Origin of the sequence: Mesorhizobium sp. M2A.F.Ca.ET.039.01.1.1 (assembly GCF_003998035.1) — a bacterium.
Classification (GTDB): domain Bacteria; phylum Pseudomonadota; class Alphaproteobacteria; order Rhizobiales; family Rhizobiaceae; genus Mesorhizobium.
The window spans coordinates 1-1,909 of the sequence record NZ_RZRY01000965.1; the positions used below are offsets into that span (position 1 = coordinate 1).

Genomic DNA, 1,909 nt, shown 5'->3' on the forward strand with positions numbered 1-1,909 from the left:
AAGTACGATCGCAGTCTGTCGTCGGTGCTGTCTGCCATGCTTTCCGTCGAGTTTGGTTTGGACAATCATCGGTCGGGGTCGAGCGACTATCCGGGTGTTCCGTTGGCTGTGATGGCGCGCTGCATTGCCTCACGGGCCATGTTGCGCGGCGGGTGAAGCTGCGCCTGCACGCGATGGACGGCGGCCTGCATCTGTCGCGACGACGTGCCGATCGCCATGCGCCCGAGCATGATGCCGCGGTCGGTGAAGGAGCGTGATCGATGTCCGATCGGCGTCGCCAGACCGCCGACAATACCCTGCGCCAATGCCTGGATCTGGATCAGGACGAAGGAGCCGGCAAGGCAGAGCATGATGAAGGCGGCGAAGTCGCTAAGCTTCAGCTCCCGGTTGCCGGAGATCTGGTTGATCTTGGTGAGCTCGGGCGCCATGGCCGCAATGAGGAAAGCGGCGATGACATAGACGAAGAGCGGAATCAGCGCATAAAGCAGTGACTGGTTCAGCCAGCCGATGGCGTAATTGCGGGTCGGATTGAAGAGCATGCAGGAGATGAAGATCGGCGCGGTGCCGAGCAGCACCCACAGGATCACCTTGGCAAGCACCAGGATGCCGAGCGCGATCGCCACGAAGAGCCCGGCAAAGACCATGATAACCATGCCGATCAGTGCCGGCAGCACCGAGAAATAGCCGGCCTGTTCGGAAAAAGTCGAGGCCGCGACATTCGCCGTCTTCCAGATCTGCGATAGGCCATTGGTCGGTTCCGTCACGCCAGTGCCTGAGGCGGCGAGAACGGCGCGACCGGCTGCTTCCGGCACCTTGGTCAGCCAGTCATAGACGAGCGTGTCGAAATTGGACCAGGTGCCGACAAGGATGAAGATGACGATGACGCGGGCAAGACGGCCGATGATCTCGGCAACACTCAGCCGGGATGTTCCGAGAAACAGCTGCGTTCCGTAAAGGAGCACGACGAGAACGAAGAGCAACCGAAGCAGCGGCTCGAGATTGGCGCTCAGTGCTTCGTAAGCACGCTGCGAGAAATTCTGGCCCGACGCGTCGATACGCTGCAGCAGTTCGCCAATGAAGTCCTCCACTGCCTTATCCTACTCTGCCTGTCCGGCCAGGCCATCGATCGCGGCCAGCGCCGCCCCGCGGTCCGGATTGATCGATCGCATTGGTCCACACTCGACACGCGGATCGGCAGCGTAGCCGGTGAGATTGGCCGGCCGCTTGCAGGGTGCTGTCTTCTCCTTCGGCGTGCCGCAGCCGGCAGCGAGGAGCGAGATCGCGACAATGGACATGAGGGTGGAAACCTTCACCGCACTCATTTGTAGCTGAGCGCTTTCCTGGTGTTGGAGATGTCGGTGAGCTTGCGCTGGTTGTCGGCCTGCAGCGACTGCACCGCGCCGTTCATCGTGCCGATCATCTCGTTCAGCGTAAGGCCGGTCTGCACCTGAAGCTGCGTGTTCTGGTCGATCGAGCCCTTGATGTCCTTCGAGGTTCCGATCCCCTGCCCCGCGCTCTCGAGCGCTGCCCGTCGGCTCTCGACGGCTTGCTGCGAGCCGTTGATCAGGGCCGAAACGCCAAGCACGGTCTTGACCAGTTCCTCATAGGATTTGTCGCTCGCAAGCGAACTATCGTCTTTGCCGGAGAGCGATTTCAACAGTTGGAGGCCGTTTGCGAAAAGCGTCGCCGCCTTCGCGATCTCGGGCCCCATCGAGCCGAAGTTAGGCATGCCGCTCTGCAGAAGACTGTCGAAGGACGGGACCGAGGTGACGCTGAAGCCGTTGCCGATGGCGAGGTCCTTCAGCGATCCGGCATCGCTGCCTCGATCGCCGGTGACCGCCTGGAGGGTCTTTTCGACCGTCGTCAGGATATCCTTATTCGTGTCAAGGATCTTGGAGGTCTTCTCAGC

At 61.3% G+C, this 1,909-nt stretch carries 3 protein-coding genes; all 3 read right to left on the reverse strand.

Annotated features, from left to right (window positions below):
- Window positions 1-86: 86 nt before the first annotated feature.
- Window positions 87-1,088: a type IV secretion system protein gene (locus tag EOA24_RS36155; RefSeq protein ID WP_127410716.1), complete on the reverse strand. Its 1,002-nt coding sequence runs from the start codon at window positions 1,086-1,088 to the stop codon at window positions 87-89.
- 9 nt (window positions 1,089-1,097) lie between these two features.
- A complete protein-coding gene (locus tag EOA24_RS36160; RefSeq protein WP_245492464.1) occupies window positions 1,098-1,295 on the reverse strand; it encodes a hypothetical protein in 198 nt (65 codons plus the stop codon).
- A gap of 23 nt (window positions 1,296-1,318) precedes the next feature.
- Window positions 1,319-1,909, reverse strand: a 591-nt coding sequence (locus EOA24_RS36165; RefSeq protein WP_127410718.1) for a type IV secretion system protein, incomplete at its 5' end; no start/stop codon positions are given.

What these genes read in the sequence shown, in the direction of transcription:
- EOA24_RS36160 (WP_245492464.1), bottom strand. Translation starts at nt 1,295, where the DNA reads ATGTCCATTGTCGCGATCTCGCTCCTCGCTGCCGGCTGCGGCACGCCG.